Annotated in this window: 23 protein-coding genes, 1 tRNA gene and 1 riboswitch; of the genes, 11 read left to right on the top strand and 13 right to left on the bottom strand. The window is 68.9% G+C overall.

Features of this window, described 5'->3' with window-relative positions; translation table 11 throughout:
* Positions 1-18: 18 nt before the first annotated feature.
* Positions 19-103, top strand: a riboswitch (S-adenosyl-L-homocysteine riboswitch).
* Between the two features lie 40 nt (positions 104-143).
* Positions 144-1,589 (top strand): adenosylhomocysteinase, encoded by a 1,446-nt coding sequence (gene ahcY, locus FHQ07_RS11360; protein ID WP_139716912.1) that lies wholly within the window; start codon positions 144-146, stop codon positions 1,587-1,589.
* Between the two features lie 54 nt (positions 1,590-1,643).
* On the opposite strand, the gene FHQ07_RS11355 is transcribed toward ahcY, so the two are convergent.
* Entirely contained in the window at positions 1,644-2,795 is a 1,152-nt protein-coding gene (locus tag FHQ07_RS11355) for a GGDEF domain-containing protein (RefSeq protein ID WP_139716911.1), read from the bottom strand.
* Between the two features lie 135 nt (positions 2,796-2,930).
* Here FHQ07_RS11355 and metF point away from each other — a divergent pair, with 135 nt between their 5' ends.
* Both metF and FHQ07_RS11345 read left to right on the top strand, forming a co-directional pair.
* Positions 2,931-3,755 carry a methylenetetrahydrofolate reductase [NAD(P)H] gene (metF, locus tag FHQ07_RS11350; protein WP_139716910.1) on the top strand — a complete coding sequence of 275 codons (825 nt, stop codon included), beginning with the start codon at positions 2,931-2,933 and terminating at the stop codon, positions 3,753-3,755.
* A gap of 66 nt (positions 3,756-3,821) precedes the next feature.
* Positions 3,822-4,400: a hypothetical protein gene (locus tag FHQ07_RS11345; protein WP_139716909.1), complete on the top strand. Its 579-nt coding sequence runs from the start codon at positions 3,822-3,824 to the stop codon at positions 4,398-4,400.
* Positions 4,401-4,418: 18 nt separating this feature from the next.
* Here the strand turns inward: FHQ07_RS11345 and FHQ07_RS11340 are convergent, their stop codons facing one another.
* The 7 genes from FHQ07_RS11340 to FHQ07_RS11310 form a co-directional block, all read right to left on the bottom strand.
* The gene (locus tag FHQ07_RS11340; protein WP_139716908.1) at positions 4,419-5,525 is read right to left on the bottom strand and encodes a branched-chain amino acid aminotransferase; all 1,107 of its coding nucleotides are present in this window, start codon (positions 5,523-5,525) and stop codon (positions 4,419-4,421) included.
* A 70-nt stretch (positions 5,526-5,595) separates the two neighbouring features.
* Positions 5,596-6,933, bottom strand: coding sequence for a sensor histidine kinase (locus FHQ07_RS11335; protein WP_139716907.1), 1,338 nt, complete (start codon positions 6,931-6,933; stop codon positions 5,596-5,598).
* Positions 6,920-7,603 (bottom strand): response regulator transcription factor, encoded by a 684-nt coding sequence (locus tag FHQ07_RS11330; RefSeq protein ID WP_139716906.1) that lies wholly within the window; start codon positions 7,601-7,603, stop codon positions 6,920-6,922. The genes FHQ07_RS11335 and FHQ07_RS11330 overlap by 14 nt, the downstream gene beginning before the upstream one ends.
* 324 nt (positions 7,604-7,927) lie before the next feature.
* A complete protein-coding gene (gene rimK / locus FHQ07_RS11325; RefSeq protein ID WP_139716905.1) occupies positions 7,928-8,845 on the bottom strand; it encodes a 30S ribosomal protein S6--L-glutamate ligase in 918 nt (305 codons plus the stop codon).
* Between the two features lie 37 nt (positions 8,846-8,882).
* Positions 8,883-9,341 carry an ATP-dependent zinc protease family protein gene (locus FHQ07_RS11320; protein WP_139716904.1) on the bottom strand — a complete coding sequence of 153 codons (459 nt, stop codon included), beginning with the start codon at positions 9,339-9,341 and terminating at the stop codon, positions 8,883-8,885.
* A 79-nt stretch (positions 9,342-9,420) separates the two neighbouring features.
* A tRNA-Gly gene (locus tag FHQ07_RS11315) sits at positions 9,421-9,494 on the bottom strand.
* An 84-nt stretch (positions 9,495-9,578) separates the two neighbouring features.
* Complete coding sequence (locus FHQ07_RS11310) at positions 9,579-11,420, bottom strand: autotransporter domain-containing protein (RefSeq protein ID WP_168191599.1); 1,842 nt, start codon at positions 11,418-11,420, stop codon at positions 9,579-9,581.
* 153 nt (positions 11,421-11,573) lie between these two features.
* On the opposite strand from FHQ07_RS11310, the gene thiS reads away from it, so the two are divergent.
* Genes thiS through FHQ07_RS11290 form a run of 4 tightly spaced genes read left to right on the top strand, consistent with a single transcriptional unit; the run spans position 11,574 to position 15,177 of the window.
* A complete protein-coding gene (thiS, locus tag FHQ07_RS11305; protein WP_139716902.1) occupies positions 11,574-11,774 on the top strand; it encodes a sulfur carrier protein ThiS in 201 nt (66 codons plus the stop codon).
* Positions 11,775-11,783: 9 nt separating this feature from the next.
* Positions 11,784-12,578: a thiazole synthase gene (locus FHQ07_RS11300; RefSeq protein WP_139716901.1), complete on the top strand. Its 795-nt coding sequence runs from the start codon at positions 11,784-11,786 to the stop codon at positions 12,576-12,578.
* A 1-nt stretch (position 12,579) separates the two neighbouring features.
* On the top strand, positions 12,580-13,314 hold the full coding sequence (gene trmB / locus FHQ07_RS11295; RefSeq protein ID WP_139716900.1) for a tRNA (guanosine(46)-N7)-methyltransferase TrmB: 735 nt from the start codon (positions 12,580-12,582) through the stop codon (positions 13,312-13,314).
* Positions 13,315-13,338: 24 nt separating this feature from the next.
* A complete protein-coding gene (locus FHQ07_RS11290; RefSeq protein ID WP_139716899.1) occupies positions 13,339-15,177 on the top strand; it encodes an SLC13 family permease in 1,839 nt (612 codons plus the stop codon).
* Here the strand turns inward: FHQ07_RS11290 and FHQ07_RS11285 are convergent.
* Positions 15,161-15,499 carry a Rieske (2Fe-2S) protein gene (locus tag FHQ07_RS11285; protein WP_240703606.1) on the bottom strand — a complete coding sequence of 113 codons (339 nt, stop codon included), beginning with the start codon at positions 15,497-15,499 and terminating at the stop codon, positions 15,161-15,163. The genes FHQ07_RS11290 and FHQ07_RS11285 overlap by 17 nt on opposite strands.
* Before the next feature lie 87 nt (positions 15,500-15,586).
* Here FHQ07_RS11285 and FHQ07_RS11280 point away from each other — a divergent pair, with 87 nt between their 5' ends.
* The 4 genes from FHQ07_RS11280 to FHQ07_RS11265 all read left to right on the top strand — a co-directional run bounded on the left by FHQ07_RS11280 (position 15,587) and on the right by FHQ07_RS11265 (position 18,612).
* Entirely contained in the window at positions 15,587-15,913 is a 327-nt protein-coding gene (locus tag FHQ07_RS11280; protein WP_240703478.1) for a hypothetical protein, read from the top strand.
* Positions 15,914-16,657 carry a fumarylacetoacetate hydrolase family protein gene (locus tag FHQ07_RS11275; protein WP_139716897.1) on the top strand — a complete coding sequence of 248 codons (744 nt, stop codon included), beginning with the start codon at positions 15,914-15,916 and terminating at the stop codon, positions 16,655-16,657. It abuts the gene before it with no gap.
* A gap of 60 nt (positions 16,658-16,717) precedes the next feature.
* The gene (mscL, locus tag FHQ07_RS11270; RefSeq protein WP_139716896.1) at positions 16,718-17,125 is read left to right on the top strand and encodes a large conductance mechanosensitive channel protein MscL; all 408 of its coding nucleotides are present in this window, start codon (positions 16,718-16,720) and stop codon (positions 17,123-17,125) included.
* Positions 17,126-17,211: 86 nt separating this feature from the next.
* Positions 17,212-18,612: a M28 family peptidase gene (locus FHQ07_RS11265; protein WP_139716895.1), complete on the top strand. Its 1,401-nt coding sequence runs from the start codon at positions 17,212-17,214 to the stop codon at positions 18,610-18,612.
* Positions 18,613-18,618: 6 nt separating this feature from the next.
* Here the strand turns inward: FHQ07_RS11265 and FHQ07_RS11260 are convergent, their stop codons facing one another.
* The 4 genes from FHQ07_RS11260 to FHQ07_RS11245 all read right to left on the bottom strand — a co-directional run bounded on the left by FHQ07_RS11260 (position 18,619) and on the right by FHQ07_RS11245 (position 24,191).
* Entirely contained in the window at positions 18,619-19,440 is an 822-nt protein-coding gene (locus FHQ07_RS11260; protein WP_139716894.1) for a TrmH family RNA methyltransferase, read from the bottom strand.
* Complete coding sequence (locus tag FHQ07_RS11255; RefSeq protein WP_139716893.1) at positions 19,433-22,567, bottom strand: efflux RND transporter permease subunit; 3,135 nt, start codon at positions 22,565-22,567, stop codon at positions 19,433-19,435. Before FHQ07_RS11255 ends, FHQ07_RS11260 begins: the two co-directional genes overlap by 8 nt.
* 3 nt (positions 22,568-22,570) lie before the next feature.
* Entirely contained in the window at positions 22,571-23,653 is a 1,083-nt protein-coding gene (locus FHQ07_RS11250; protein WP_139716892.1) for an efflux RND transporter periplasmic adaptor subunit, read from the bottom strand.
* Positions 23,654-23,798: 145 nt separating this feature from the next.
* Positions 23,799-24,191 (bottom strand): hypothetical protein, encoded by a 393-nt coding sequence (locus FHQ07_RS11245; protein ID WP_139716891.1) that lies wholly within the window; start codon positions 24,189-24,191, stop codon positions 23,799-23,801.
* Positions 24,192-24,269: the final 78 nt, after the last annotated feature.

Here is a 24,269-nt window from a genome sequence, read left to right as displayed (position 1 = left end):
CAATGCCGCGCGCCCTGCGCCATCGAGGGGCGCTGCAAGCCCGGCACGCGATGCAAGGGAACAGGCTCGATGGATGCGAACGATGCAACGGCGCCCGTGACTGCGGATCGCAACCGGCGATCCACGACAACGGAGCAACACCCATGAACGCGCAATTGAAGACCTTCTCGCAGGATGGCGACTACAAGGTCGCCGACATCACCCTGGCCGACTGGGGCCGCAAGGAACTGGACATCGCCGAGCACGAGATGCCGGGCCTGATGTCGATCCGCAAGAAGCACGCCGCCACCAAGCCGCTCAAGGGCGTGCGCGTGACCGGCTCGCTGCACATGACCATCCAGACCGCGGTGCTGATCGAAACTCTGAAGGACATCGGCGCCGACGTGCGCTGGGCCTCGTGCAACATCTTCAGCACCCAGGACCACGCCGCCGCCGCGATCGCCGCCACCGGCACCCCGGTGTTCGCGTGGAAGGGCGAGACGCTGGAAGAGTATTGGGACTGCACGCTGGATGCGCTGACCTTCACCCTGGCCGACGGCACCCAGACCGGGCCGGAACTGGTGGTCGACGACGGCGGCGACGTCACCCTGCTGATCCACAAGGGCTACGAACTGGAACAGGGCGACGCGAGCTGGGTGAACAGCGCGTCGGGCAGCCATGAAGAGCAGATCATCAAGAACCTGCTGAAGCGCGTGGCCGCCGAGCGCCCCGGCTTCTGGACCCGCGTGGTCAAGGACTGGAAGGGCGTCTCCGAGGAAACCACCACCGGCGTGCACCGCCTGTACCAGATCGCCGAGCAGGGCAAGCTGCTGGTGCCCGCGATCAACGTCAACGACTCGGTGACCAAGTCGAAGTTCGACAACCTGTACGGCTGCCGCGAATCGCTGGCCGACGGCCTCAAGCGCGCGCTCGACGTGATGCTGGCCGGCAAGGTCGCGGTGGTCTGCGGCTACGGCGACGTCGGCAAGGGCTCGGCGGCCTCGCTGCGCGCCTACGGCGCCCGCGTGATCGTCACCGAGATCGACCCGATCTGCGCGCTGCAGGCGGCGATGGAAGGGTACGAGGTCACCACCATCGAGGACACCCTCGGCCGCGCCGACATCTACGTCACCACCACCGGCAACAAGGACATCATCACCCTGCAGCACATGCAGGCGATGAAGGACCAGGCCATCGTCTGCAACATCGGCCACTTCGACAACGAGATCCAGGTCGATGCGCTGTACGCCAGCGGCGCGGTCAAGACCAACATCAAGCCGCAGGTCGACAAGTTCACCTTCGCGGGCGGCAACAGCATCTTCCTGCTCGCCGAAGGCCGCCTGGTGAACCTGGGCTGCGCCACCGGCCACCCCAGCTTCGTGATGAGCAACAGCTTCTCCAACCAGACCTTGGCGCAGATCGACCTGTGGGCGAACAAGGACGTGTACGAAGCCAAGGTCTACATCCTGCCCAAGCAGCTGGACGAGGAAGTGGCGCGCCTGCACCTGGAGAAGATCGGGGTGAAGCTCACCAAGCTGACCCAGGCACAGGCCGATTACCTCGGCGTCGCGGTCGAAGGCCCCTACAAGCCGGAGCATTACCGCTACTGATCGCCCGGTTCGATGGCGAGACGACGACGGGCGCCGCAAGGCGCCCGTTCTCGTTCAGGCGACGGCGAATTCGTCTTCCGCCACCAGCACGGTATTGCGCCCGGCCGCCTTGGCGCGGTACAGCGCGCCGTCGGCCGCGCGATAGAGTGCGCTGCCATCGGCATCGCGCGCGGGATCGAAGGCGGCCACGCCGATGCTCACGGTGATCTGCAGCGCGCCTTCGCCCACTGCCGACGCATGCCCGGCGAATGCCTGGCGGAACGCATCCGCGCGCCGCGCGGCTTCGCCCGATGTGCAATCGCGCAGCAGCACGCCGAATTCCTCGCCGCCCAGGCGCGCCACCAACTCGCCCTGCGCCGGGAACGCCTGCTGCAGCTGTTCGGCGAATTCGCGCAGGCAGGTGTCGCCGGCGGCATGCCCGTGGCGATCGTTGACCGACTTGAAATGGTCCAGGTCGAGGATCAGCAGCGCCAGCGGCGAGCCGCCGCTGCGCGCCTTCGCCACCCAATCCGCCAGCGCGCCGGAGAAGCGGCGCCGGTTCGCCAGCCCGGTCAGGCCATCGCGGCGGCTCTGCCGTTCGAGCAGGTCGCGCTGCTCGCGCAGCTCGTCCTCGAGGTCGAGGCGCTGCCGGTATTCGGCATGGCTGCGGCGCAGCGCGAGCGAGACGTACAGCAGGTAGAGGACGCTCACCGCCACCAGCTCGAACCGCGAGCCGTTGGCGATCAGCGCGGCCAGCGTCGACAGGTACAGCAGGCCGAGCGCCACGAAGGCGGAACGCAGCCGCATCGGGAAGTTGTGCGCGAACGCAGTGGCGAACGCATAGGAACTGATCGATGCGACCGTCCGCGCGCTTTCGTTCGGCGTGACCATCAACAGCCACGCCACCGCGACCGCCCACAGCGCCGAATTGGCGAGCAACAGGGTCCAGATCCAGTCCAGGCGCCGGCGCACCGCCAGCGCACTCGCGCCTTCCGCCAGGCCGCGCACGCGGAAGCGCAACACGTTCAGGCCGATGAAGCCCAGCGTCACCAGCAGGAATGGCCAGCGGGCGCGCTCCCACAGGCCGCTGGCGGTTCCCGACAGCAGCCACAACAGGATGTAGAACGGCCCGCCCAGGCGCAGGCGCTGCAAGGTCTCGCCCAGTTCCTGCATCTGGCGCGGTGCGGCCTTTTCCCCCGCTGGCGCGTCGTTCGCGGTATCGCGCATCCGGTCGTCCCCCCGCCGCACAGTGCGGCACAGCCGTTTGGCGGTCAAGGCGGAACGAGCACCCGTCCATCATTGATTCTTTCATCCGGATAAAGAGATGGATACAATGCCCGCATCGACGACACGGGCATCCACATGCTGCCGATCAGCTTCGAGTTCTACCCGCCCAAGACCGACGAACAACGCGCGCAGCTCGACCGCAGCGTGCAGCGGCTGAAGGCGCATGCGCCGCAGTTCATGTCGGTGACCTTCGGCGCCGGCGGCTCGACCCTCAGCCACACCCCCGAGACCGTGCAGCGCCTACGCAGCGAACACGGCGTGGCCGGCGTGCCGCACCTCACCTGCGTCGGCGGCAGCCGCGAGGAAATCCGCCAGCTGCTCAAGCTGTACCGGGCGCTGGGCTGCGACCGGGTGGTCGCGCTGCGCGGCGACACCCCCTCCGGCATGGTCCGCAGCGGCGACCTGCGCTACGCCAGCGAACTGGTCGAACTGATCCGCGCCGAGCATGGCGACCATTTCCACGTCGAGGTCGCGGCGTATCCGGAAACCCATCCGCAGGCCGAGGACGCGCACGTCGACCTGCGCAACTTCAAGACCAAGGTCGATGCCGGCGCCAACGGCGCGATCACCCAGTACTTCTACAACACCGACGCCTATTTCCGCTTCGTCGACGATGCGCGCGCGCTCGGCATCGAAGTGCCGATCGTGCCCGGGATCATGCCGATCTCCAACTTCAGCCAGCTCAAGCGCTTCTCCGAAGCCTGCGGCGCGGAAATCCCGCGCTGGATCGGCCAGCGCATGCGCGCCTATGGCGACGATGCCGACAGCATCCGCGAATTCGCCGCCGACTTCGTCGCCCAGTTGTGCCGGCGCCTGGTCGCCGGCGGCGCGCCCGCGCTGCACTTCTACACGCTCAACCTCGCGAAGCCGACGCTCAACGTGCTCGAACGCCTGCGCTGAACAATCGACGCGGCGGCATCCGCCCCGCACTTCCTTCGCCGATGCCGCCCGCGTAGGCTGGCGCGCATGCCGCGCCTCGCCTTCACCTGCCTGCTCCTGCTCGCCTGCGCATGGCTGCCGCGACATGCCGATGCGCAGGTACGGCAGTGCATCGGCGGCGACGGCACGCTGGTCTATACCGACCGCAAGTGCGAGGACATCGGCGGGCGCGAACAGCCCGCATCGCAGGCAGCGGCCGGCATCGGCGGTGCGCGCATGTCCCGCGGCGGTTGCGCGCGCAGCGTGCAGGACCTGGTGTATTCGCTGAGCAGCGCGATCCAGTCCGGCGACGCCAACCAGATCGCCGGGGTGTACGACTGGGCGGGCATGTCGACCGCGAACGGCTACCGGCTGTTCGCGCGGCTGGAAGCCATCGCCAAGCGGCCGCTGGTGGACGTGCAACCGATGTACGCCGGCGGCACCAACGAATACGGTTACGACGTGGTCGAATTCGACGAAGCCACCGGCGAGGTGGTCAGCAAGCCGCCGCGCAAACCGCACCTGGTCGGGCTGCGCGTGGAGCAGACGCTGGCGAACGGCAGCACGCCGGCACGCACCGTGTTCGGGCTGCGCAAGAACCTGGGGTGCTGGTGGGTGCGCCTGTAAGGCGCGCCGCGATGGCCGTTATCGCAGCCTGACCAGCCAGCCGTGGCGATCGGGCACGCGGCCGTACTGGATATCGGTCAGTTCCTTGCGGATCGCCATGGTGACCTCGCCTGCCGGCGCATCGATGTCGCCCACCGCGAAATCCTTGCCCTTCAACTGCCCGATCGGGGTGATCACCGCCGCGGTGCCGCAGGCGAACACCTCGCTGATCTCGCCCGAAACCACGCCATCCTTCCACTCGTCGACGGACACCTTGCGCTCCTCCACCTGCAGGCCGCGGTCGCGGGCCAGTTGCAGGATGCTTTCGCGGGTGATGCCCTCGAGGATGCTGCCCGACAACGCCGGGGTGACGATGCGGCCGTCCCTGTAGACCAGGAACACGTTCATGCCGCCGAGTTCCTCCAGGTACTTGCCTTCCACCGGATCCAGGAACAGCACCTGCGAGCAGCCCAGCGCCTGCGCTTCCATCTGCGGCAGCAGCGAAGCGGCGTAGTTGCCGCCGCACTTGGCCGCACCGGTGCCGCCCTTGGCCGCGCGTGCGTAATCCTCCGACAGCCAGATCGACACCGGCGCCACGCCCTTGGCGAAATACGCGCCGGCCGGGCTGGCGATGACGTAGTAGGCCGCAGCCTGCGCCGCGCGCATGCCGAGGAAGGCCTCGGTGGCGATCATGAAGGGACGGAAATACAGGCTGCTTTCCGCCGCCGACGGCACCCAGGCATGGTCGACCGCGATCAGCTGGCGCAACGATTCGGTGAACTCGGCCACCGGCAGTTGCGGCAAGGTCAGGCGCGCGGCGGAACGCTGCAGGCGCGCGCCGTTGGCATCGGGGCGGAAGGTCCAGATCGAGCCGTCGGCATGGCGATAGGCCTTGATGCCCTCGAAGATCTCCTGCCCGTAATGCAGCACCGATGCGGCCGGATCCAGCGCCAGCGGGCCGTAGGCATGGACCCGCGCATCGTGCCAGCCGTTCGCCTTGTCCCACTGGATGGCGACCATGTGGTCGGTGAAGTGCCGGCCGAAGCCGAGTTCGCCGGCGAGGATGGCCGCGCGTTGCTCTGCGCTGCGGGCATGGTCGGACAGCGCGACCTGGTAGGCCAACGGTGCGGCGGCGGGGGCATTCATGGGGGGAATCCTTCGGAAAATCGTGCACGACATTATGCCGCCGAAGCCGCTGGCGTTGTCGCGGAGGACTTCAGCCGAAGGTGAGCGTCGCCACCACGCCCTGCGTCTCGCCCGGCCGCACCCGCACATCCCAGCCGTACAGCGCGCACAACCGGCGCACGATCGACAAGCCGATGCCGCCGCCCTGCGAATGCCCGGCGTGGGTGCCGCGATAGCCGCGCTCGAACAGCTTGGCGGCGTCTTCCGCGCTGAGGCCCGGTCCCGAATCGACCACGTCGACGGCACGGTCGTGCAGGCGCACGATCACGCCGCCGCTCTGGGTGTACTTGACCGCGTTGCCGATCAGGTTGCCCAGCGCCACCGACACCGCCGACTCCGGCGCATCCACCACCAGCCGCGTCGCCCCTTCCAGGCGCAGTTCCAGCGGCTTGCCGCCGAGCTGGGCGCGATGGCTGTCCAGCAACTGCTGCGCCACCTTCGCCACGTCGCACTCGCCGACCGCGCGTTCGTTGCGCGACAGCAGCAGCAGGGCGCTGATCAGGTCGGTGCATTGCTGTTCGGAACGCTGGATGCGCTGCAGGCGCGCGCGCGTGCGCTCATCCAGTTCCGGTTTCGACAGCAACAGCTCGACCGCACCGCGGATCACCGCCAGCGGCGTGCGCAACTCGTGGCTGACGTCGGCGTTGAACTCGCGGTCGCGCTGCACGACGTCGGTCAGCCGATCGGAATAATCGTCCAGCGCCTTCGCCAGCTCGCCCACTTCGTCGCCGGCGAAGTACGGCGCCAGCGCCTCCGGATCCGAACTGGTGCCGCTGCGGCGCAGCCGCCGCGCGAGTTCCGACACCGGCGCCATCACCCGCGAGGCCGACCACCAGCCGAGCAGCAGCGAGAACAGGGTGAACACCGGCACCACGATGTACAGCGCGCGCTCGAATTTCTCGGTGCGGCGCACGCTTTCCTGCATGTCGTAGGCGAGGAAGAACCAGGTATCCGGCGTCTTGCGCACCGCCAGCTTGTAGCTGAAAGGAGTGCCGTCCTCGTTGCGGCCGCTCATCGGGTGGATGCCGTCGCCGAAGCCGTACCACTCGGGATATTCCTTCTTGAGCGTCTCGAACTTGTCCCTGCCGACCACGCGTCCGTACATCTGCTGCACCGGCAAGCCGATGTCGCGGCCGCCGCTGGCGTAAAAACGCTCCGCGTAGGCATTGATGTTGCGGTCCATCAGGTCGGTGATCATGTCCTCCTCGACCCGGCCGCGGACCCAGTTGGTCGCGAACGCGAGCAGCAGGGTCAGGCCCAGCCCGAGCAGGGCGAACGACAGGATGATGCGGGTGCGCAGCCGCCTGCGCGCGCGCGGCGCAGGGCGAGGCGCGGCGCGCGGTTCGGGCGGAACGTCAGCTTTCGGCATCGGGCGGCGCGATCCGGTAGCCGATGCCGTGGCGGGTCTGGATCATCGGCACGGCGAACGGCTTGTCCACCATCGCGCGCAGGCCGTGGATATGCACCCGCAGCGAATCCGAATCCGGCAGCTCCTCGCCCCAGACCCGGGTTTCCAGGTCCTGCCGGGTCACCACCGCCGGCGCGGCTTCCATCAGCGCCTGCAGGATCTTCAGCGCGGTCGGATTGAGCTGCAGCAGCTTGCCCTCGCGGCGCACTTCCAGGGTATCGAGGTTGAATTCCAGTTCGCCGACATTGAGCACGCGCGCCTGCGGACCGCGGCCACGGCGGCCGAGCGCGCTCAGGCGCACATCCACTTCCTGCAGCGCGAACGGCTTGATCAGGTAATCGTCGGCGCCGGAATCGAAGCCGGCCAGCTTGTTCTCCAGCGAATCGCGCGCGGTCAGCATCAGCACCGGGGTTTGCTTGCGCGCTTCGTTGCGCAGCTTGCGGCAGACCTCCAGGCCGTCCATGCCGGGCAGGTTGAGGTCGAGCACGATCGCGTCGAAGTCGTGCACCACCGCCAGGTGCAGGCCGGTCACGCCGTCGGCGGCGAAGTCCACGGTGTGCCCGCGGTCCTCGAGGTAGTCGCCGAGGTTGGCGGCGATGTCGGGGTTGTCTTCGATCACCAGGATGCGCATGCGGTTGTTCCTGCTTGGCGGCGGCACGTCCGGATGTGACCGGCACGCCTGTTCATGGTTCCGCGATTCTGGCACAGCGGGCCGGCTCCGATTCATCGGCGCCGGCGCGCGCACGCAGATCCACGCATGAAAAAGCCCGGGGCGTTTCCCGACCACGCGCAGCGTTGCCCCGAGGGGTGGCTGCCATGGGCGGCGAGCACAAACGAAGGCCCAGGCGGGGGACGCCTGGGCCGTGAAGTCTCACAATGGTCACTGCTGCCCTGCACGACATCGCCCCGGGGGAAGTGAGGCGGCATCGCAGCACCGACATTACCCAGCCTTCGATTAAGAATCCGTCAAATCCGCGTTGCGGGGATGTTTGCGCACGGGTACGCCGCCGCCGGCCACGTGCTCGATGATGCGGCCGGCGACATCCACGCCCGTCGCCGCCTCGATCCCCTCCAGCCCCGGCGAGGAATTCACCTCCAGCACCAGCGGCCCGCGCTTGCTGCGGATCAGGTCGACGCCGGCCACGCCCAGGCCCAGCACTTTCGCGGCGCGCACCGCGGTCTCGATCTCGGCCTTGCTGGCCTTGACCGCCTTGGCCGTGCCGCCGCGATGCAGGTTGGAACGGAAATCGCCCTTCGGCGCCTGCCGGCGCATCGCCGCGACCACCTGGTTGCCGACCACGAAGCAGCGCAGGTCCGCGCCCTTCGCTTCGCCGATGAATTCCTGCACCAGGAAATGCGCGTACAGGCCGCGCAGGGTCTCGATCACCCCGCGCGAGGCAGACAGCTTCTCGGTCAGCATCACCCCCGCGCCCTGGGTGCCTTCGTTGAGCTTGATCACGTGCGGCGGCGGACCGAGCATCGACAGCAGGTCGACGGTGTCGTCCGGGTTGTCGCCGAACACGGTCACCGGCAGGCCGATCCCCTGCGCCGCCAGCAACTGGTGGCAGCGCAGCTTGTCGCGCGCGCGCGCGATCGCCGCCGCGCTGTTCGGCGTGTAGCTGCCCATCAGCTCGAACTGGCGCAGCACCGCGCAACCGTAGCGGGTGACCGACGCGCCGATGCGCGGCACCACCGCGTGGTAGCCGGCGATCTGCGCGCCCTTGTAGTGCATCTCGAAGCCTTCGGTGCTGATCCGCATGTAGCAGCGCAGCGGATCCAGCACCCGCACGCTGTGCCCGCGTTCGCGCGCGGCCTCGACCAGGCGACGGGTCGAATACAGCTTGCCGTTGCGGGACAGGATCGCCAGTTTCATGGGTGCAGCCTTTGCATGGGTGCGCTCGCCTGCTGCTTCAAACGTCGCGCGGTGTTTCGGGGGGACGCCGCATGCGGCGGCGGCGATGCAGGAACGATCCCGCGGGGTCGACCACGAATGCGTCCGCCAGCGCGGTGCGCCCCAGCAGCAGCGGGAACCGCATCCCGCAACGATCCGCCAGGTTCATTTCGATTTCGCGTTCGATCCCGGCCAACCGCAGCTTGGTGCGGACGAACACGCGCGAAGTTCGATGGCCGCCGGAATCGGTCACCATCCTTTCATCGACGATGGCCGCGGCGGCCTCGACTTCGCCCGCATGCAGGCGAGCCACCAGCGCGAAACCGACCCACGGCGCCCCGGCCTCGACGAAGCGCCATTGCCGTTCCACGTGCAGGGCGGAGCTGCGCGCGCCGGTATCGAGCTTGGCCCGCAGCCGCGGCAGGCCCAGTTCCGGCAGGGCCGCCCACTCGCGCCAACCGACCGCAATCGCCGCCATCCTTCGCTCCATCGCCGCGAGAAAGAAACGGCGGCATTCCCGAAGGGGAACACCGCCGTTGCCGTCGCTTGCCGAATCATGGAGCGGGTGATGGGAATCGAACCCACGCTAGCAGCTTGGGAAGCTGCAGTTCTACCATTGAACTACACCCGCGTTCGGCGGCAAGTCTATGCCGCGCGCCGCCGGTGGCGCAACGCATGCGTGCGGGGCATGCGTCGCGCGCTCAGCTCGCGCCGATCAGAACTTGCTGCCGATGCTCAGGAACAGCGCGATGTCGTTGCCGCCCTTCTGGCCGACGGTGACGCTGCCGCCGATATTGGCGTCCAGGCCCACCAGACTGGTGCGCACGCCGGCCACGACGGTGCCGTAGGTTTCGTCGAAGGCCAGGCCGGGCACCGCATACGGCAGCGAACCCGGGATCGACTGCGCCTGCGCGAAGGCCTGCGCCGGCGCATCCTCGAACTCGCGGTCGTAGGTCAGCTTGGCGTAGGGCTGCACATGGTCGTTGATCGCATAGCTGAACTGCCAGCCGACGCTGCCGATCAGCGAATCGAAGTCCTGCTGCGGATAGGCCAGCGAGGTGGACAGGGTCGGATCGGTTTCGGCATAGCCGTCGACCGAGATCTTCTGCGACAGCACCGCCAGCACCGGGCCGTGGCGGAATGCGCCATCGCCGAAGTTCCAGCCGGCGCTGGCGCCGAGGCTCAGGTTGTCGCCATCCGGCGAGCCGCTGTGGACGCGGGTGGCCGGGCCGAGGTGGACGGTGCGGTCCACGTCGTAGCTGACCTTGGTCCAGCCGAGTTGGCCATTGGCCCAGAATGCGCCGCTGCGCCAGCCGACGAAGCCGCCCAAGCCGGCATCGGTCTGCTTGAATTCGCCGCGATCCTCGCCGAAATCGCTGTTCTGGCGGCCGTAGCCGGCGAATGCGCCGTACACCAGGTTGCCGCTGGTCCAGCCGATGCCGAACGAGGCGGCCGGGCCGACGCTGTCATAGTCGAACGGCGCGTCGTAAGCCTGCTGGTTGCCGCGCACGTCGGCCCACCAGCGCATGCCGTCTTCCTTGCCGAGGCCGGCGACCGCGCCATCGACCATCTGCGCGCGCGAACGGCCGATCACCGCTTCCGAATGCGGCAGGACCGCGATCTGGCGCGGGCCTTCGATCACCGAGACGGCGAAATCGGCCAGCGCCTTGTGCGCGGCGGTGGTCGGGTGCACGCCATCGGCGAACAGGTAACTGGCGCCGCCGGGCACCATCGAGGCCGGGCTGCAGAACAGCGAGGAACCGCCGGCCGGGGCCGGCTGGGTCACGCAGGCCTTGCCGGTGGCATTGGAAATCCCGTAGGCGGAAGGATTGGCCACCACTTCCTGCAGGAAGTGGAAGGTATCCATCGGGATCACCCGCAGGTTGGCCGAGGCCAGGCCGCCGAACAGCGCGGTGTTGTAGGTATTCGCCAGCGCGGTACCCTGGGCCATGCCGACCGCGCCACCGGCGCGCGCATCCGGGGTCAGGCCGAGGTCGGGCAGGGTCGGCACCAGGATGTATTGCGCGCCGGCCTGGGTCAGCGCACCGACCAGGCCGACCTGCGCGGTCACCGCGGCGCCGATGATGGCCTGCGCCTGCGCCGGGTTGGCCTGCACCGCGAACATGTCGTTGGCGCCGCCCCACACGGTGTACAGCGCGCCCGGATCGACATGGTGGCCGGAAGCCAGGTAGGCCTGGTATTGCGCGGTCAGCGACGGCGTGTAGCCCAGGCCACCGACGGTGCTGGTGCCGACGCGCGCACCGCCGACCGCCCAGTTGTTGCCCGCGGCCTGGGTCGGGGTGGCGGTGGCGTTGCCGGTCCAGGCCGGCGCTGCATTGCTGCCGTAGTAGTCGGCCAGGTACTGCGACCAGACGTAGCCGGGGTTGTTGGTGAACTGGCCGATGATCGCGCCGTTCGGACCCACCATCTGGATCAGCACCGGGCGGAAATAGCCGCCGTCGGTCAGGCTGTCGCCGAAGAAGACGGTCTGGGTGAACGGCGAATCGGCCGCCTGCACGACGGTCGGAAGGGCGGCCAGCGCCAAGGCAGCGGCCAGCAGGGATTGGCGGATCTTGGCTTTCATCAGGAGTCCTCGGGTAGGCGCCGACAATACGACAGCGAATGGCGCGGATGGTTTCACGAAAATGTAACGGCAACAAGTTGCGCCGCCGCACGCCGCGACCGTGTCGAATCGGGTGAAAATGCCGGCATGCGCATCCAGTTGAACGGCGAACCCCGCCATCTCGAACCCGACGCCACCATCGCCGCCCTGCTCGATGCCGAAGGCCTGGGCCAGCGCCGGGTGGCGGTCGAGGTCAACGGCGAGATCGTCCCGCGCGGCCGGCATCCGCAACATGCCCTGCGCGATGGCGACCGGGTCGAGATCGTCCACGCGCTGGGTGGCGGCTAAACTAGCGGGATGACCGCATCGCCGAATCCCGACACCCTCCTCATCGCCGGCAAGCCGTACGCCTCGCGCCTGCTCACCGGCACCGGCAAGTTCAAGGACCTGGACGAGACCCGCCGCGCCACCGAGGCCGCCGGCGCGCAGATCGTCACCGTCGCCATCCGCCGCACCAACATCGGCCAGAACCCGGGCGAGCCCAACCTGCTCGACGTGTTGCCGCCGGACCAGTACACGATCCTGCCCAACACCGCCGGCTGCTACACCGCCGACGAGGCGGTGCGCACCTGCCGCCTCGCGCGCGAACTGCTCGATGGCCACAACCTGGTCAAGCTCGAAGTCCTCGGCGACCAGAAGACGCTGTATCCCGATGTGGTCGCCACGCTCGCCGCCGCGGAAACGCTGGTCAAGGACGGCTTCGAAGTCATGGTCTATACCAGCGACGATCCGATCCTGTGCAAGCGCCTGGAGGAGATCGGCTGCGTGGCGGTGATGCCGCTGGCCGCGCCGATCGGCTCCGGGCTCGGCATCCAGAACAGGTACAACCTGATCGAGATCGTCGAAAGCGCGAAGGTGCCGATCATCGTCGATGCCGGCGTCGGCACCGCGTCCGACGCCGCGATCGCGATGGAGCTCGGCTGCGACGGCGTGCTGATGAACACCGCGATCGCCGGGGCGAAGGATCCGGTGCTGATGGCGCATGCGATGAAGCTGGCGGTGGAAGCCGGCCGCGCCGCGTTCAAGGCCGGGCGCATCCCGCGCAAGCGCTTCGCCTCGGCGTCGTCGCCGGTCGACGGCTTGATCGGTTGAGATGACCGATCCGTTCGCAAGCGACGGCCGCAAGGCCCCGCCCAAGCCCTTCACCGTCACCGACGGCGTGCGCAAGGTGCGCAGCTTCGTGCTGCGCCAGGGCCGCTTCACCGAGGCGCAGCAGCGCGCGTTCGACGCCCTGTGGCCGCGCTACGGCCTCGACTACGCCGGCGCGCCGCGCGATTTCGATGCCGCGTTCGGGCGCAAGGCCAGGCGCATCCTCGAGATCGGCTTCGGCAACGGCGAGGCCTTCCGCTATTCCGCGCAGCGCGACCCGGATCGCGACCACATCGGCATCGAAGTGCATGCGCCCGGCGTCGGCCGCCTGCTCAATGCGCTGGGCGACGACGGTGCCGGCAATGCGAAGCTCTACCACCACGACGCGGTGGAAGTGCTGGAGAACGAAGTCGCCGACGCTGCGCTGGACGAGATCCGCATCTACTTCCCCGATCCCTGGCACAAGAAGCGCCACAACAAGCGCAGGCTGGTGAATCCCGAATTCGCCGCGTTGCTGGTGCGCAAGCTGGCCGCCGACGGCCGCTTGCACCTCGCCACCGATTGGCAGGACTATGCCGAGCAGATGTGGGACGTGCTGGATGCCACGCCCGGCATCGCCAATCGCGCGGGATTGCGCGGCAGCGTGCCGCGGCCGGACTGGCGTCCGCAGACGCATTTCGAGACCCGCGGCCAGAAACTGGGCCACGGCGTCTGGGACCTGCTGTACGACCGCTGCTGAGACCGAAGGAACCCACGGCGCGAAATGGACACCACGCTGACGCTCACCACCGACATGGAGCTGGTGCTCGGGCTGGTGTTCTTCACGATGGCGATGTTCCTGTTCGAGCGCATCCGCGCCGACGTGGTCGCGCTGGTGGTGCTGGTGGTGCTGGGCCTGACCGGGCTGGTGCCGCGCGAGGACCTGTTCGGCGGCTTCGCCGGCAACGCGGTGATGAGCATCATCGCCACCATGATCCTGGGCGCGGGACTGGATCGCACCGGCGCGCTCAACCGCCTGTCGGGCTGGTTGCTGCGGCGCGCGCACGGCATCGAATCGCGGCTGCTGCTGCTGACCACCGGCATGGCCGGCCTGACCAGTTCGATCATGCAGAACCCGTCGGTGATGTCGCTGTTCCTGCCGGTCGCCTCGCGGTTGTCGTCGCGCACCGGCCTCACCCTGTCGCGCATGCTGCTGCCGCTGGCGGCGGCGATCGTGATGGGCGGCGGCCTGACCATGGTCGGCAACTCGCCGCTGATCCTGCTCAACGACTTGCTGGTCGCGGCCAACGCCAACATGCCCTCCGGCGCAGCCACGCTGGAACCGCTCAACATGTTCGCGCCGATGCCGATCGGCCTGTGCCTGCTCGCCGCCTCGCTCGCCTACTTCCACTTCTTCGGCAGCAAGCTGCTGCGCGAGGACGAGGACGAGGCGGTCACCCCGGCGCGCACGCAAAGCTATTTCGCCCGCGCCTACGGCATCGACGGCGACGTCTACGAGCTCACGGTCAGCGCCGACAGCCCGCTGGTCGGCATGAGCGTGGGCGATACCGAAGCCCTGCACGGCGCGCCGCTGCTGCTCGCCCTGCGCACCGGCGAGGACTCGCGGCTATCGCCGCCGGCGGACGCGCGGATCTGGGTCGGCAGCGTGCTCGGCATGATGGGCGCGAAGGAACAGGTGGCCGATTTCGCCCAGAACAACTTCCTGCGCCTGTCCGCGCGCCTGCGCACCTTCGGCGACCTGTTCAATCCCAGCCGCGCCGGCATCTCCGAGGCCGTGGTGCCGCCGACTTCCAGCTTCATCGGCAAGACCTCGGCGCAGCTGCGCCTGCGCAAGCAACTCGGGATCAGCCTGCTGGCGATCAACCGCGACAAGGAGGTGCTGCGCGCGGACGTGCGCGGCACGCCGATCCGCGCCGGCGACATGCTGGTGCTGCACAGCATCTGGACCGACCTGGCGCAGGCGGCCAAGGGCAAGGACCTGGTGGTGGTCACCGACTACCCGAAGGGCGAGCAGCGCCCGCACAAGTTCAAGATCGCGATGACGATCTTCGCGGTCTCGATGCTGCTCGCGCTGAGCTCGAAGATCCCGGTGCCGATCGCCTTGATGACCGGCGTGGCCGGGATGCTGGTCGCCGGCGTGATCAACATCGACGAAGCCTACGCCGCGATCAGCTGGAAGACGGTGTTCCTGATGGCCTGCCTGATCCCGCTGGGCTGGGCGATGGATTCCAGCGGCGCCGCCGCATGGCTGGCCGGACACACCCTGGAGCAGTTGCCCGAAGGCTTCCCGCTGTGGCTGCTGCAGATCCTGATCGGGCTGCTGACCACCGCCTTCTCGCTGGCGATCAGCCACGTCGGCGCCACCATCATCATGGTCCCGATCGCGATCAACATCGCGCTGGCCGCCGGCGGCGATCCCACCGCGTTCGCGCTGATCGTGGCGCTGTCGGCATCGAACAACCTGATGACCGCATCGAACCCGGTGATGTCGATGATCACCGGCCCCGCCAACTACACAGGCCGCGACCTGTGGCGGGTCGGCGGACCCTTGTCGCTGGTCTACCTGGCGATCATCGTGATCGCGATCAACCTGCTGTACTAGGCGGCGCGCCCAGCCGCACCTCGCCATCCGCGCAATGCACCGCGACTTCGCGCAGCGCCTCGCCGCGGCACGGCCCGGCCACGCATTCGCCGCCCTGCAACTCGAAGCTCGCGCCATGCACCGCGCACACCAGCAGGCCGTCCTTGCTGCGCAGGAACTGGCCCGGGGCCCAGTCGAGGCGGCGCCCCGCGTGCGGGCAGACGTTCAGCCACGCGCGCGCGCGGCCCGCGGCATCGCGGTGCAGGATCAAAGACTCGGCATCGCCGTCCACCACGGCTTCGACCTCGTGCAGGCTGTCCGGGGCCATGGCGTCCAGCCGCATCAGGGCCGGGGCATCGCCATCATCGCGATTTAACGAAGTGCTCACAACTCGGATTCGCAGTGCCCGGATACTTGCCGCCATTGTGTCATGGCGCTGCTGCGCCGCAGGATCCCGACCACGATGCGCGCATTCCATCGCAGCTTCAGATTCAACCCGCACATGTTCAACCGTTTCACCGCACCCCGTCGCCCACGCCATCGCTGGCTGCGCGTCGTGCTCGGCATCGCCGGCATCGGCCTGCTGCTGGCGCTGCTGTTCGTCAGCGTGTTCGTCGGCATCGCCATGCTGGCCGCGGGCATGCTGTGGCGGCTGTGGAAGCAGCGCGGCAAGCCTGTCGCGCACGGCACCCGCGCGAACAGCATCGATGGCGATTTCCGCGTCGTCGGCAAGGCGCAACTGCCGCTGGCACGCTGAGTGGGCGAAGCCGGCGCGCACGACCTGGTTCCCGCCGCGGCCACGCCGCGCATCCCCGTCCGCAACCGCGCCGGCGACCCGCTCGGCGAGTTCCCGGTGCGCCGCATCTACTGCGTCGGCCGCAACTTCGCCGATCATGCGCGCGAAATGGGCGCGGCCGCGCCGGCATCGAAGGCGGAACGCGGCACCCCGGTATTCTTCATGAAGCCGGCCGATGCCATCGTCGTCGATGGCGTGGTGCCCTATCCGCCCGGCACCAACGAACTGCACCATGAAGTGGAACTGGTGGTCGCGCTCGGACGCGATGCGCCGGATGGCGAGCTCGATGCCGGCAGCGCGATGGCGCTGGTGTTCGGCTTCGGCGTCGGCCTCGACCTCACCCGCCGCGACCTGCAGGCCGCGGCCAAGGCCAAGGGCCTGCCCTGGGATACCGGCAAGGGCTTCGATCACTCCGCGCCGGTCAGCGCCTTGCTGCCCGCGGGCGAGGCCGGCGACCTCGCCACGATGTCGCTCGCGCTCGACGTCAATGGCGAGCGCCGCCAGCACGGCGCGCTGCACGACCTGATCTGGGACGTGCCCGATATCCTCCACGAGCTGTCCAGGCTGTATGCCCTGCGCGCCGGCGACCTGGTGTTCATGGGCACGCCCGCGGGCGTGGGCCCGCTGCACCCCGGCGATCGCTTCGAAGCGACCCTGGCTCCGGCCGGCGCGGTGTTGCGAGGCAACATTTCCGTCACGCGCTGAGCGGTTAAGCTGCATCGCCGCACAGGCGCGGCACCCGGCCACGACGAGGAGAGCCATTCGATGGGCATGATCAGCGAGTTCAAGGAATTCATCGCCAAGGGCAACGTGCTCGACCTCGCGGTCGGCGTGGTGATCGGCGCGGCATTCGGCAAGATCGTGAGCGGCCTGGTGGACGGCATCATCATGCCGATCATCAGCATGCTCACCGGCGGGGTCGACGTCTCCGGCTGGAAGCACGTGATCAACCCGGCGCAGATCGGCGCCGACGGCAAGGAAATCGCCGCCGAAGTCGCGATCAAGTACGGCGACTTCATCCAATCGATCATCAATTTCCTGATCGTGGCGTTCGTGATCTTCCTGGTGGTCAAGGCCTACAACCGCATGCGCAAGCCGGCCGCGGAAGCGCCGGCCGCCACGCCGGAAGACGTGCTGCTGCTGCGCGAGATCCGCGATTCGCTGAAGAAGTAGGCGCGACGGGACTTTCGTCACCCTGCACCGGAGCCGCGGGCTGCTAGGCTCGCGGCTTCGTCGTTCCTGGCCCCGGAGATCGCTCGATGCGCCGCACCGCCCTTGCCTTCGCACTCGCCCTGACCATCGCCCTGCCGCTGCAGGCGCAGCAACCGACGCGCATGCCGGACGCGGCGATGGCGCAAGCCGCGGCCCTGCGCGACAGGGCGCTGCAGGACGACACCGGCTGGAAGGTGCTGGAATCGCTGACCACCGAAGTCGGTCCGCGCCTGGCCGGCAGCGATGCCGACGCGCGTGCGGTGGAATGGGCGAAGGCGAAATTCAGGCAGCTCGGCTACGACAAAGTGTGGACCGAGCCGGTGACCTTCCCGAAATGGGTGCGCCGCAGCGAACATGGCGAAGTCCTCGGCCCGCATGCGCAGAAGCTGGTGCTGACCGCGCTCGGCGGCAGCGCCGGCGGCACCGTCGAAGGCGAGGTGGTGCGCTTCCCCGACCTGGCCGCGTTGCAGGCCGCGCCGGACGGTTCGCTGGCCGGCAAGATCGCCTTCGTCGACTACCAGATGAAAGCCGCGCGCGACGGCAACGACTACCGCAACGGCGGCGGCATCCGCGGCGGCGGCCCGTCGGTGGCGATCCGCAAGGGCGCGATCGGCTTCCTGATGCGTTCGGCCGGCACCGAGACCTCGCGCTCGCCGCATACCGGCAACACGCGCTACGAACAGGGACTGACGCCGATTCCCGCCGCGGCGCTGTCGACCATCGATGCCGCGCAACTGGCGCGGCTGGTCGCGCTCGGCCCGACCCGGGTCAAGCTGGCGCTGGATTGCGGGTTCGACGGCGAATACACCTCGCAGAACGTCATCGGCGAAATCACCGGGCGCAAGCATCCGGACGAAATCGTGCTGATCGGCGGCCACCTGGATTCCTGGGACCACGGCACCGGCGCGATCGACGATGGCGCCGGCATCGCCATCAGCATGGCCGCGGGCGCGCTGGTCAAGCCGCTGAAGCCGGCGCGGACGATCCGCGTGGTAGCCTTCGCCAACGAGGAACAGGGCCTGTTCGGCGGCCGCAAGTATGCGGACGACCATGCCAAGGACGTGGCCAAGCACGTGATCGCCGCCGAGAGCGATTTCGGCGCCGGCCATGTCTACGCGTTCGACAGCAGCGCGCGCGACGCGCAGCCGCAGGCGATGCAGCAGTTCATGCAGGTGCTGGCGCCGCTCGGCATCGAATGGCAGCCCGGCCAGGGCGGGCCGGAATCCGACATCGGCGCGATGGCCGCGCGGGGCATGGCATGGGCATCGCTGGCGCACGACGGCACCCATTACTTCGACCTGCACCACAACGCGGACGACACCCTCGACAAGGTCGATCCGAAGGATCTCGCGCAGAACGTCGCCGCCTACGCGGCGTTCACCTGGCTGGCATCGGAGGCGCAGGGCGGGTTCGGCAGCGCGCCGAAGGCGCCCGACGCGAAGCACTGACCACGGCTACAGCGCGCCGCGCCAACTCGCCAGCAGCACCGCGGTCGCGGCGGCCACGTTGAGGCTTTCCACCGCGCCGCTGCCGGGGATCGACAGCCTCATGTCGCAGGCGGCGGCCAGTTCCGGCGATATGCCCTCGCCTTCCGCACCCAGCACGTAGACCAGTCGTTGCGGCAGCTTCGCCGCGAACAGGTCGCTGCCGCCGCGCACCACGGTCGCGGCCAGCTGGAAGCCGGTGCCGCGCAATTGCGCGATCGCGTTGTCCTCGCGGCCCAGGCGCACGAACCGCACCGCTTCCGCGCCGCCTTCGGCGACGCGCGCGGCGGCGCCGGACAACGCCAGCGTCGACTGCTTCGGCAACAGCACCGCGCCCACGCCGAAATGCGCGGCGCTGCGCAGGATCGCGCCCAGGTTGTGCGGATTGCCGACGCCGTCCAGCCACAGCGCGCATTGCGCGCCTGCCGGCAGCTCGCGCAGCCATGCGGTGAGCGATTGCGGTTCCTCGCGCAGCACGTCGGCGACCACGCCTTCGTGGTGCGCACTGGCGGCGAGTTTCTGCAGGTCGCCTTCTTCCACCACGCGGTAGCCGACGCGGTTGGCGACGCACCATTTCAACAGCGGCTGCAGTTGCGGGATGCGCGCCTCGAGCAGGTACAGCTTGCGCAGCGCCTGCGGGCGTTTCGCGAACAGCGCGCGCACCGCATTGATGCCGTAGATGCGCAGTTCCGCATCGCGGCGCTCGCGCGCGGGATGCGACGATGCGGTTTCATCCGCCTGCAACGGGTTGCGGGGAGCGCGTGGTTTCCACGGCGAACCAGGATCACGCATGGCCGCCGGCCTCCGGGGTGGTGGATTCGAGTTTATCGAGTTCGTGCGCCAATGCCTCAGGCGAATGGGTGTACTTCGCCAGCAGCGCATAGAACGCCGGCACCACGAACAGCGAGAGCAAGGTCGAGAACGCCACGCCGAACACGACCACGGTGCCGATGGTGGCGCGGCTGGCCGAGCCCGGCCCGCCGAAGATCACCAGCGGCAGCGCGCCCATGATCGTCGCGATCGAGGTCATCAGGATCGGGCGCAGGCGCACGCCGGCGGCCTCGACGATGGCCTCGTGCACGCTGCGGCCGGCATCGCGCAATTGATTCGCGAATTCGACGATCAGGATGCCGTTCTTCGCCGCCAGGCCGACCAGCATCACGATGCCGATCTGCGAGAACAGGTTCATGGTGCCCTTGGTCAACCACAGCCCGATCAGCGCGCCGAGCACGCCCAGCGGCACGGTCAGCATGATCACCAGCGGGTGCAGGAAGCTTTCGAACTGCGCGGCCAGCGCGAGGTAGACGATCAGCAAGGCCAGCGCGAAGGTGATCAGCACCTCGCCGCCGGACTGCTGCAGCTCGCGCGATTCGCCCTTCCAGCCGACCTGCGCGTAGTCGGGCAGGCTCTGCTCGGCGGCCTGCTGCGCCCACGCGACGGCTTCGCCCAGCGGATAGCCTTCCGCCAGGCGCGCGCTCAAGGTGATCGAGCGCAGGCGGTTGAAACGGTTGTAGGTGCCGGGTTCGGCGATTTCCTTCAGCGTCACCAGGTTCGACAGCGGCACCAGCGCACCGTTGCGCGCGCGCACCTGCAGCGCGTCGAGATCGGCGGTGGAGGCGCGGCCCCGGCGGTCGGCCTGCAGCATCACGTCGTATTCCTCGCCGTTGTCGACGAAGGTGGTGACGCGGCGCCCGCCCATCATCGTCTCCAGCGCGGTGCCGATCGCGGTGGCGGATACGCCGAGGTCGGCGGCGCGCGCCTTGTCGACCACCACGCGCATCTGCGGGCGGGTTTCCTTGTAATCCGAATCCGGGCCAACGAAGCCGGGGTTGTCCGCCATCTTGGCCAGCATGATGTCGCGCCAGCGCGCCAGCTCGGCGTAATCGGGGCCGCCCAGCACCATCTGGAACGGCTGGCCGCGGGTGCGCACCAGGCCGCCGCCCACTTGCGTGCGCACGCGCACGCCGGTCAGGCCGGCGAACTTCTTCTCGAGGTCGGCGGCGACCTGTGCGGTGCTCTGCGTGCGCTTGTCCCAGTCCACCAGGAAGACGCTGGCGCGGCCGGTGTGCATTTCCTCACTGGCGCCGAAGCTGCCCGGCACGCGCGGGTTGGCGCGCTCGATCAGCTTGTCCGGGCCGATCTCGCCGGCCAGGATCGCTTCCACCTGCTTCATCTGCGCGACGGTGTAGTCGAAGCCCGCGCCTTCCGGGCCTTCCATCGTGAGCTGGAACGAACCGCGATCCTCGGCGGGCGCCAGTTCGCTGGGCAGCAGCTTGAACAGCAGCACCAGCGCGACCATCGCCGCCAGCATCAATCCGCCGAACAGCCAGATGCGGTGCACGTTGCGCTCCAGCACGCCGCGGTAAGCGCCGGCGAACCGCTCGAAGCGCGCGTTGAGCCATTCGCTGACCCGGTTGCCGTGCACCGCGTGCGGGCCGGTATGCGGGCGCAACAGCTTGCTCGCCATCATCGGCGTGAGGCTCAGCGCGACGAAGGCGGAGATGACCACCGCCGCCGCCAGCGCCACCGACAATTCGCGGAACAGGCGGCCGGTATTGCCCTGCAGGAAACCGACCGGCAGGAACACCGCGACCAGCACCGCGGTGGTCGCCAGCACCGCGAACGCGACCTGCGCGGTGCCGCGGCGCGCGGCGACCAGCGGCGGTTCGCCGAGATCGACGCGGCGCTGGATGTTCTCCACCACCACGATCGCGTCGTCCACCACCAGGCCGATGCACAACACCAGCGCGAGCAGGGTCAGCAGGTTGATCGAGAAGCCGAACGCGTACAGCGCGATGAACGAGGCGATCACGCAGACCGGCACGGTCACCGCCGGGATCAGCGCGGCGCGCACGCTGCCGAGGAACAGCCAGATCACCACCAGCACCAGCACCACCGCTTCCAGCAGGGTCTCGTACACGCGGTCGACCGAGGCGGAGATGAAGGTGGTGCTGTCGAAGGCGGTGTAGATGTCGGTGCCCTTGGGCAGGGTCGGGCGGATCCGCTCGGCCTCGGCCTTGGCTTCGGCGGCCACGTCCAGGCTGTTCGCGGTGGACGTCTTGACGATGCCGATGCCGAGCGCGGGTTCGCCGTTGCTGTGGTAGTACGCGCGGCGTTCGGAGGATTCCAGCGCCACCCTGGCCACGTCGCCCAGGCGCACCACGTAGCCGTCCGCGCCCTTGCCCACCGGCATCTGCGCGAACGCCTCGGCGGTGGTGTAGTCGCGCGCCACCCGCAGGATGAAATCGCGGTCCTTGGATTCGATGCGGCCGGCGCCGAGCTCGACGTTCTCCGCGCGCATCGCGCTCTCGATGTCGCCGGTGGTCAGGCCGCGCGCGGCCATCGCGTCGCCGTCGAGCCAGACCCGCATCGCATAGCGCTGGCTGCCGCCCAGGCGCACCTGCGCCACGCCCTGCAGGCTGGAGAAGCGATCGACCAGGTAGCGCTGCGCGTAATCGGACAGCTGCAGCTGGTCCATGTTCGCCGAGCGCAGGTTGAGCCAGATGATCGGGTCGGAATCGCTTTCGACCTTGCTGATCTCGGGCGCGTCGGCTTCTTCCGGCATGCGGTCGGCGACCCGGCTGACCGCGTTGCGCACGTCGTTGGCGGCGGCCTCGATGTCGCGGCTGGCGTAGAACTCGATGCTGATCCGCGACGCGCCGTTCTGGCTGCTGGAATCGATGGTGTTGATGCCTTCGATGCCGGACAGCGCGTCCTCCAGCGTCTGCGTGATCCGCGTTTCCACCACGCTGGCGGAGGCGCCCGGATAATCCACCTGCACCGAGACGATCGGCGGATCGATCGCCGGCAGCTCGCGCAGGGTCAGGCGCAGGAACGACATCGTGCCGAGCACGATCAGCAGCAGGCTCATCACCACGGCCAGCACCGGCCGCTTGATCGACAGATCGGAGAGCTTCATCGCTTACTTCGCGGCGCCGGCAGGCGCGGCATCGGCCCGGCCTGCGGCGATCTTCGCGCCGGCCTGCAGCTTGCCCACGCCCTCGGTGACGATGCGCTCGCCGGCTTTCACGCCGTCCTTGAGCATGACCTTGCCCGGCACGCGGCCACCGACCACCACGTTCGCCTTCTCCACGCTGTCATCGGCCTTCACGCGCCAGACGAAGGTCTCGCTGCCGATCTGCTGCACCGCGATCTCCGGCACCACCAGCGCCGGCCGGATGCCGCGGGCGAGGCTCACTTCGACCAGCATGCCCGGCTTCAGCGCGCGCTCCGGATTGGCGAAATCGCCGCGCACGGTGGCGGCGCGCGAGACGGCATCGAGCCGCGCGGACACCGTATCGACCGTGCCATCGAACACGCGATCGCCGTAAGTACCGACGCGACCGGTCAGCGCCTGCCCCGGCGCGACCTCGGCCAGTTCGGTTTCCGGCACCGGGAAATCGACGTAGACGCGGGCGATGTCGTCGAGGGTGGCGATCGCCGTGCCCGGCGTGACCAGCGCGCCCGGGCTGACCTGGCGGATGCCGAGCACGCCGGCGAACGGCGCGCGGATCACCCGGTCGGACAGGTTGGCGCGGATCTGCGCGACCTGCGCGCGCGCCGCATCGCGGGTGGCGCGTTGCGCATCCAGCGAGGCGCGCGCGATCAGCTGCTGGTTCGCCAGCTGTGCCTGCCGCGCGTAGAGCTGCTCGGCTTCCTTCAAGGCCGCCTCGGCGGAGGCCAGCGCGGCCAGTTGCTGCTGTCCGCTCAGGGTCACCAGCGGCGCGCCGCGCGCGACCTGCTGCCCGCTGTCGAAATGCACCTGCTGCACGGTCTCGCTGACCTTGGCGGTGACCGTCACCGCCTCGCGCGCATGCACGGTGCCGAGCGCGCGCAGGCTGTCGGTCCAGTCCTGCTCGCGCACGGTTTCCACCACCACCGGCACCGGCCCGCTGTTGCGTCCGCCCGGGCCGCCCTGCTTCGCCGCCTCGTCCTTGCCGCAAGCGGAGATCAACGCGGCAACCAGCAGGCACAGGGGCAGCGAACGGCGAAGGCTCGACATCATCGGGCGAAGCTCGGCATGGGGGAAATCGATTTTCACAACCGGCGATTCTAGCGGGCGGGGATGACCGGCCCGTGTGCCATCGGCTGGGACGCTGTGCCGGCGGTCACGGTCAACCGATGGCGCCGCCGCGCGTTGCGCGTATCCGTCAGGCCGTTGCGCCGAAGCCGATCCAGGCCACCGCCAGGACCAGCACCACGGCCACCAGCAGCCAGCGCAACTGCCCGGGCGGATCGCCCATCACGACCGTCGGCTGGCGACGCGACTGCACCGGCATCGCCGGCTTGCCATCCCCCGCGGAAGCCTCGCCCGCGGCAGCGGAACGGGCCTGCGCCTGCATCCGCTCCATCACCGCTTTCGCCCGCGCCAGGTCGAGGCCCGGGTTGGCCGTGCGGATCAGCTTGATCGCCTCGATCACGCGCCCCTGCTGCAACGCCAGCACCGCCACGTCCGGCAGGACCAGGCCGGCATTCGCCGCCGCGTCCTGCACCTGCTGGCGATCGGGCTTGCGGCGTTGAGATGGCGGGGGAATCGTGATCATGCGGGCAGCATACGCCGCAATGGCCGCCTCCCGGAACGCGAAACGCCGGCTCGGGGCCGGCGCTGCGTTCGATCGATC

Origin of the sequence: Thermomonas aquatica, from assembly GCF_006337105.1 — a bacterium.
GTDB lineage: Bacteria > Pseudomonadota > Gammaproteobacteria > Xanthomonadales > Xanthomonadaceae > Thermomonas > Thermomonas aquatica.
The sequence above is the reverse complement of the archived record's forward strand: the minus strand, read 5'-3'. Positions and strand labels throughout refer to the sequence as shown.